Source organism: Paenibacillus sp. TC-CSREp1 (genome assembly GCF_050171015.1).
In the GTDB taxonomy this organism is placed as follows: Bacteria; Bacillota; Bacilli; order Paenibacillales; family Paenibacillaceae; genus Paenibacillus; species Paenibacillus silvae.
In genome coordinates, this window is record NZ_JBNOKM010000026.1 from 60,517 (window position 1) to 67,073 (window position 6,557).

Genomic DNA, 6,557 nt, shown 5'->3' on the forward strand with positions numbered 1-6,557 from the left:
AGGGGTGAAACAGCAAGCATGCTGAAGATTGGCAATATTGAAATGAAAAATCAGGTCGTTCTGGCACCGATGGCGGGGGTGTGCAACCCGGCTTTCCGTCTGATCGCCAAGGAGTTTGGTACAGGTCTTGTTTGCGCGGAGATGGTCAGCGGTAAAGCCATTGTGCATGGCAACCAGCGAACACGTGAGATGTTGTTTGTCGATGAACGCGAGAAGCCGCTTAGTCTGCAGATCTGGGGAGGCGACCGGGAATCCCTGGTTGAGGCAGCCAGAATCGTAGATCAGGAAACGAACGCAGATATCATCGATATTAACATGGGATGCCCCGTGCCAAAAGTAACCAAGTGTGATGCAGGTGCGCGCTGGCTGCTGGACCCGAACAAAATTTACGAGATGGTATCCGCCGTTGTAGAAGCCGTCGAGAAACCCGTTACCGTGAAAATGCGGATCGGCTGGGATAACGAGCATATCTATGTGGTGGAAAATGCTCTTGCGGTGGAACGTGCCGGCGGAAGTGCTGTCAGCGTACACGGCCGGACTAGAGAGCAGCTATATACCGGCACAGCGGATTGGTCACATATCAAAAATGTTAAAGAAGCCGTTTCGATTCCCGTAATCGGTAATGGTGACGTATCATCCCCGGAGGATGCTCGCCGCATGCTGGATGAGACCGGCTGTGATGGCGTAATGATCGGGCGTGCTGCGCTAGGCAATCCGTGGATGCTGTATCGTACAATCCAGTACCTGAGCTCAGGCCAGCTGCCTCCGGACCCGGATGCCGAAGAGAAAATTCGTGTAGCTGTCCTGCACATGGATCGACTGATCGCACTCAAGAATGAAACGGTTGCGGTTCGTGAGATGCGTAAACATCTGGCGTGGTATTTGAAGGGATTAAAGGGATCAGCGCGAATTAAAGACGTTATTATGGAGGGCACCAAGCGGGACGAGATGGTGGGTATTCTGGAGAACTTTGTGGCTCAGCTGAAAATGGAGGGCAATCTGGAGTCCGAACCGGCAATCGCCGAAAACGCCTCCTGATTACCTCAGTCGGCTTGTAAAACGTTTACAGCCACAGGGGACGTAACATTGACTTTTCGAGACCGTTCCCCTATAATTTCTCAGTATAAATTCGCCATGTGCGTTTACTAAGTATTAGTGCATCAGGAGGAATATTCTATTTCTCTGGAGAACTTCATATAGTTTTGAAGATGTATGCGGGCGGAGTTCTGTCATCAGCACTGATTCCGTTGCCGTACAATCAAATTATTCCCATGACAGGAGAATCGGTTGAGATGAGCGACAAGGAAGTTATCCTTACACCAGAAGGACTCAAGAAGCTGGAAGAAGAACTGGAAACACTGAAATCAGTGAAGCGCCGCGAAGTGGCTGAACGGATCAAAGTAGCCATCGGCTATGGTGATATCAGTGAGAACTCCGAATATGAAGATGCGAAGAATGAGCAAGCTTTCATTGAAGGACGTATCATTACGCTGGAGAAAATGCTTCGTAATGCGCGGATCATTAACAGTGACGAGATCGATACCGATGCTGTGAGCGTGGGTGCTACCGTTATCGTAGAAGATTTGGAGTTTGGTGACATCACGGAATATACGATTGTAGGTACTGCGGAATCCAATCCGCTTCAGAACAAGATTTCCAACGAAAGTCCTGTAGGTAAAGCCATTTTGGGCAAGAAAAAAGGTACCGTGGTTGATGTAAGTGTGCCTGCTGGCGTAATTCAATATAAAATTGTAGATATTAAAAAGCTGTAGTAACGAAGCAGTCAGGCGCAGTAGACAAAAGCTTCCTTAGGGAAGCTTTTTTCAACATTACGGACAAGCGTAAACGCAAGGACTGCAATGTAAATAAGGAGATGAATACAGATCATGACGGATGAAGTCTTGAATCAGGAAACCGAACTTAGCGAGCTGTTACAGATTCGCCGCGACAAATTGGACGAGCTCCGCAACTTGGGGATCGACCCTTTTGGCCAAAAATACGTACGTACCGAAGAGGCCGGCTCCATTCTGAAAAAGTATGAAGAACTGACCAAGGAAGAGCTGGAAGAGAAGCACATCGAAGTCAGTATTGCCGGACGGATTATGGCGAAGCGGGGCATGGGTAAAGCAAGCTTTGCGCATATTCAGGACCTGAGCGGCCGAATCCAGATCTATGTTCGTCAGGATAGCGTGCCAGAGGATAAATTTACGGCATTCAGTCTGCTTGACCTTGGAGATATCGTTGGGGTAACCGGCGTTGTATTCAAAACAAAAACAGGCGAGACTACCATTAAAGTAAAAGACCTGGAAGTGTTGTCGAAATCACTCTATCCGCTTCCAGATAAATATCATGGTCTGACCGACGTTGAACTGCGTTATCGTCAGCGCTATGTGGACCTGATCATGAACCCTGATGTGCAGCAAACCTTCATTATGCGTTCCAAAATCATTCAATCCATGCGTCGTTACCTCGACTCCCATGGTTATCTGGAAGTGGAGACGCCAACGCTGCATGCGATCGCAGGTGGTGCCGCGGCACGTCCGTTTATCACACATCACAATGCACTGGATATGGAACTGTACATGCGGATTGCGATTGAACTTCATCTGAAACGTCTGATTGTTGGCGGTTTGGAAAAAGTGTATGAGATTGGCCGTGTATACCGGAACGAAGGCATGTCTACAAGGCACAATCCGGAATTTACAATGATCGAGCTGTATGAAGCTTATGCGGATTACAAGGATATCATGGCTTTGACCGAAAACCTGGTCGCTCACATCGCACAGGAAGTGCTCGGCACACAGGTCATCCAATACGGAGATCATGAAGTGAATCTTAAGCCGCAATGGCGCCGTGTTACAATGGTGGATGCCGTTAAAGAAGTAGTGGGCGTAGATTTCTCCGTGCATATGACTGATGAGGAAGCTCATGATTTGGCCAAAAAGCACAATGTAAAAGTTGAACCACATATGACATTTGGTCATATTCTGAACGCTTTCTTCGAAGAGTTTGTTGAAGAGACATTGATTCAGCCAACCTTCATCATGGGACATCCGCTTGAAATTTCGCCACTGGCGAAGAAAAGTGATGCTGATCCACGTTTCACGGACCGCTTTGAGCTGTTTATCGTTGGACGCGAGCATGCGAATGCCTTCACTGAGCTGAATGATCCAATTGATCAGCGCCAACGCTTTGAAGCACAGATGCTGGAGAAAGAGCACGGTAATGATGAGGCACATGAGATGGATGATGACTTCATCCGTGCGCTCGAATATGGTATGCCGCCAACAGGTGGTCTAGGCATTGGTATTGACCGTCTGATCATGCTGCTGACCAATTCGCCATCCATCCGTGACGTACTGCTTTTCCCGCATATGCGTCCACGTACACAAGAGTAAATAAGGAACGTAGTCTTCGTTCATAATAGAAGAGGAACCTGCCCGCTCGTTTAATGCCGGGGCAAGTTCCTCTTTGGGTTTACAAAGTATGTTAAAAGAGGTGCCCTCCATGAAGTTCAGGCTGTACATAGCCCAATTCCTATCCCCTCCGCTGATTCTGGTTGGTGGATTTCTGTTGATCATATCCGTGGGTACAGTGCTGCTGATGCTGCCGATCTCCAATCAAAGCGGCACTCATCTGGCCTTTATTGATGCTCTTTTTACGGCCACATCTGCGGCTTGTGTAACCGGACTGGTTGTAGTGGATGTTGGAACAACCTTTAACCTGTTTGGTCAGATTGTGATTATGATCCTTATGCAGCTGGGCGGGTTGGGCTTTATGACGATGGCCACCCTGTTTGCGCTTGTGCTGGGCAAACGTATATCCCTCAAGGACAGGCTCTTGCTGAAGGAAGCGATTAATGCAGATAGCATGGAGGGGATTGTACGCATTATCCGCAAGGTATTAATTTTCTCTTTTACGATTGAAGGAGTTGCTGCGGTTATTCTGGCATTGCGGTGGGCTGCCGAGATGCCGTTCATGCAAGCTGTGTACTATGGTATATTCCATTCGGTTTCCTTGTTTAACAACGGCGGCTTTGATCTGTTTGGCAACAGTTTTCAATATTATACGGGGGACTGGATATTTAACATCACGGCATCCATTCTTGTCGTATCGGGTGGCCTCGGCTTTGTTGTATTGAATGACCTGTTTGAATATCGCAAACGCCGCCGTTTGTCGTTACAATCCAAGCTGGTGCTCTCTGTATCGGGTGCGTTGATTGGGATCGGGGCGATTGTATTGTTTATTTTCGAATTCACAAACACTCATACACTTGCCTCACTTACATGGAGTGAGAAAATATACGCATCATTCTTCCAATCGGTCTCTACACGCTCATCGGGAACAAGTACAATTGATATTACACAGATGCGGCAGGCGACTCAATTTTTCTTTATTTTGCTCATGTTTATCGGGGCTTCTCCAGGCTCAACGGGGGGAGGCATCAAGACGACCACGTTCCTGATTATGATTGGGGCGGTTTACGCGATGATTCGCGGGAACAAGGATATTGTGTTTTTCCGTCAGCGGGTTCCGAAAGATCTACTCATGCGAGCATTGACTATTATTATGGTTTCTCTCAGTATCTTTATGATTGTGGTCATGCTGTTGCTTACAACAGAGGATGCACCTTTTCTCTCACTGATGTTTGAGGCAGCATCGGCTATCGGTACGGTAGGCTTGTCTGTTGGTGTAACCCATGAGATGACGAATTGGGGAAAAATTATTATTACCTTCACCATGTTTGTGGGTCGGATCGGGCCATTAACGATTGCATACGCATTGCGTCCGCGTAAGGAGAAAAAGCTGTATCGCCATCCAGAGGGCCGAATCATTATTGGGTAAATAAAATTTTTAAAAATGCAAGATGCAAAACGTAAAAAACGCAGGTATTCAGTGTGAGCGTCCCGGATGCTAAAGGGATGGGCATTGAATAGACTGCGTTTTTTATTTGCAGAGATCTAGATACTTCAGGCATAAATGTGTAATCGAAGGACAACTTCTATTATCTTACTTAGAACATAGAGAGGTTAGATGTAGCGTGAGAGCTTCATCCATAAGCTTGCCGTTCACCTGATCGGGTCTAAGTACAGCATGAATTGCCAAGCCGTCAACAAGCGCGTACAACCTCTCAATCTCCAGTTCCTGGTCCAGATCAGGTCTGAAAAAGTTGAGCTTCGTCAGTGAAGTGATGACGATTTCAACAGCGCGTCTGATATCGTTATAAACAGTATCCGCAAGCTTTTTAAATGCAGGATCAGTTTTGGATTTGGCAGTAAAAGCGTACCACACCTCCATTTCAGCCATTTTCTCATCCGTGTTTGGCATCAATTCAAGCAATAATCGTTTCATATTCTCCATGGGAGGACCGTTGAAGGTCATGCGCTGAATCCGGGATGTCACCCGTTCTGATACAAGATTCATGGCATATAACAGCAGCTCCGATTGTGTAGAAAAATAGTGACGCATCGAACCGACAGATATGCCAGCCTCCTCAGCGATATTTCGAACAGAGGCCTGCTCCATACCGTTTCTTCGGATGACACGCCAAGCGGCTTCAGCTACGAGCACGCGTTGTTTGTCGTGGTCTACAATTTTAGGCATAGCTCTATTATATCACTGTTGATTATTATGGTACAAATGTGTTAAATTAATTGTAGTACAGTCGTATTATATAAAAGGAGGGAGCTAAATGATCGCTTATTTCATTGTGGCATGTGAAATTGCTTTCTGGGTGTTTGTCGCCGCGGGTCTTAGTGTACGCTATATGCTGGGCAAAAAAAGATTGGGGCTCGCCTTACTGGCAGCTACACCGGTTGTAGATGTTATGCTCCTGGTTGCGACGGTATTGGACCTGCAGCGCGGAGCTGTAGCAAGTACGGTTCATGGCATAGCAGCAATCTATATAGGTGTCAGCATTGCTTTTGGCCATCAGATGATTGCTTGGGCAGATCGTTACTTTCAATATTGGTTTAGAGGAGGGGACAATCCCAGAAGGAATAAATTATATGGAAGGGAACATGCAAAAAACGAGCGCATGGGCTGGATTAGACATCTTGTGGCATGGGGTATAGGGAGTGCTATTCTGTTCATGATGATATGGTGGATTGGTGATGCAGATCGCACAGAAGTGTTTTCAGGTTTGATTCGAGTTTGGACAATGATATTGGGGATTGATTTCTTGATTAGCTTTAGCTATACCCTATGGCCGAAAAAGGCATCGGCAGAGAAAGCCGGATGACAAGTTTCATGAGTGATTATTTTAGCACGCGTGCTTTGCTTCATCACAAGGTGGTCAGCCACAAGTGTTTGGTGCTTTACTCTGAGTAAAAGCGGAGTGTTGTATGTGGCAGTACTTATATCCGTATGTTTAGATAAATACTCCTGTAGCTAAGGTGCATATCGCTTTAAAAAATAAAAATAACACTTGCATTCATATTCTATACATGGTATATTCTAATTCCGGCCAAGAAAACACAATTTACACGGTGCGGCAAGCAACTTACAAAAAAGCTTCGAAAGAAGCTTGAAAAAAAGAGCTTGCAAAGTTGGTTCGG

6 protein-coding genes are annotated in these 6,557 nt (G+C 46.4%); 5 read left to right on the forward strand and 1 reads right to left on the reverse strand.

Annotated elements, in window-relative coordinates:
* The first annotated feature begins 18 nt into the window (after positions 1-18).
* The 4 genes from dusB (at position 19) to ACQSGY_RS27560 (ending at position 4,845) form a co-directional block, all read left to right on the forward strand.
* A complete protein-coding gene (dusB, locus tag ACQSGY_RS27545) occupies positions 19-1,038 on the forward strand; it encodes a tRNA dihydrouridine synthase DusB (protein ID WP_216520607.1) in 1,020 nt (339 codons plus the stop codon).
* A 254-nt stretch (positions 1,039-1,292) separates the two neighbouring features.
* Positions 1,293-1,772: a transcription elongation factor GreA gene (greA, locus tag ACQSGY_RS27550; RefSeq protein ID WP_110899248.1), complete on the forward strand. Its 480-nt coding sequence runs from the start codon at positions 1,293-1,295 to the stop codon at positions 1,770-1,772.
* A 114-nt stretch (positions 1,773-1,886) separates the two neighbouring features.
* The gene (lysS, locus tag ACQSGY_RS27555) at positions 1,887-3,398 is read left to right on the forward strand and encodes a lysine--tRNA ligase (RefSeq protein WP_111273281.1); all 1,512 of its coding nucleotides are present in this window, start codon (positions 1,887-1,889) and stop codon (positions 3,396-3,398) included.
* Positions 3,399-3,507: 109 nt separating this feature from the next.
* On the forward strand, positions 3,508-4,845 hold the full coding sequence (locus ACQSGY_RS27560) for a TrkH family potassium uptake protein (protein ID WP_216520603.1): 1,338 nt from the start codon (positions 3,508-3,510) through the stop codon (positions 4,843-4,845).
* A 165-nt stretch (positions 4,846-5,010) separates the two neighbouring features.
* On the opposite strand, the gene ACQSGY_RS27565 is transcribed toward ACQSGY_RS27560, so the two are convergent.
* Positions 5,011-5,604 carry a TetR/AcrR family transcriptional regulator gene (locus ACQSGY_RS27565; protein ID WP_427181779.1) on the reverse strand — a complete coding sequence of 198 codons (594 nt, stop codon included), beginning with the start codon at positions 5,602-5,604 and terminating at the stop codon, positions 5,011-5,013.
* A gap of 88 nt (positions 5,605-5,692) precedes the next feature.
* Here ACQSGY_RS27565 and ACQSGY_RS27570 point away from each other — a divergent pair, with 88 nt between their 5' ends.
* The gene (locus tag ACQSGY_RS27570; protein WP_216520599.1) at positions 5,693-6,241 is read left to right on the forward strand and encodes a hypothetical protein; all 549 of its coding nucleotides are present in this window, start codon (positions 5,693-5,695) and stop codon (positions 6,239-6,241) included.
* Positions 6,242-6,557: the final 316 nt, after the last annotated feature.

What these genes read in the sequence shown, in the direction of transcription:
- dusB (WP_216520607.1), top strand. Translation starts at nt 19, where the DNA reads ATGCTGAAGATTGGCAATATTGAAATGAAAAATCAGGTCGTTCTGGCA.
- greA (WP_110899248.1), top strand. Translation starts at nt 1,293, where the DNA reads ATGAGCGACAAGGAAGTTATCCTTACACCAGAAGGACTCAAGAAGCTG.
- lysS (WP_111273281.1), top strand. Translation starts at nt 1,887, where the DNA reads ATGACGGATGAAGTCTTGAATCAGGAAACCGAACTTAGCGAGCTGTTA.
- ACQSGY_RS27560 (WP_216520603.1), top strand. Translation starts at nt 3,508, where the DNA reads ATGAAGTTCAGGCTGTACATAGCCCAATTCCTATCCCCTCCGCTGATT.
- ACQSGY_RS27565 (WP_427181779.1), bottom strand. Translation starts at nt 5,604, where the DNA reads ATGCCTAAAATTGTAGACCACGACAAACAACGCGTGCTCGTAGCTGAA.
- ACQSGY_RS27570 (WP_216520599.1), top strand. Translation starts at nt 5,693, where the DNA reads ATGATCGCTTATTTCATTGTGGCATGTGAAATTGCTTTCTGGGTGTTT.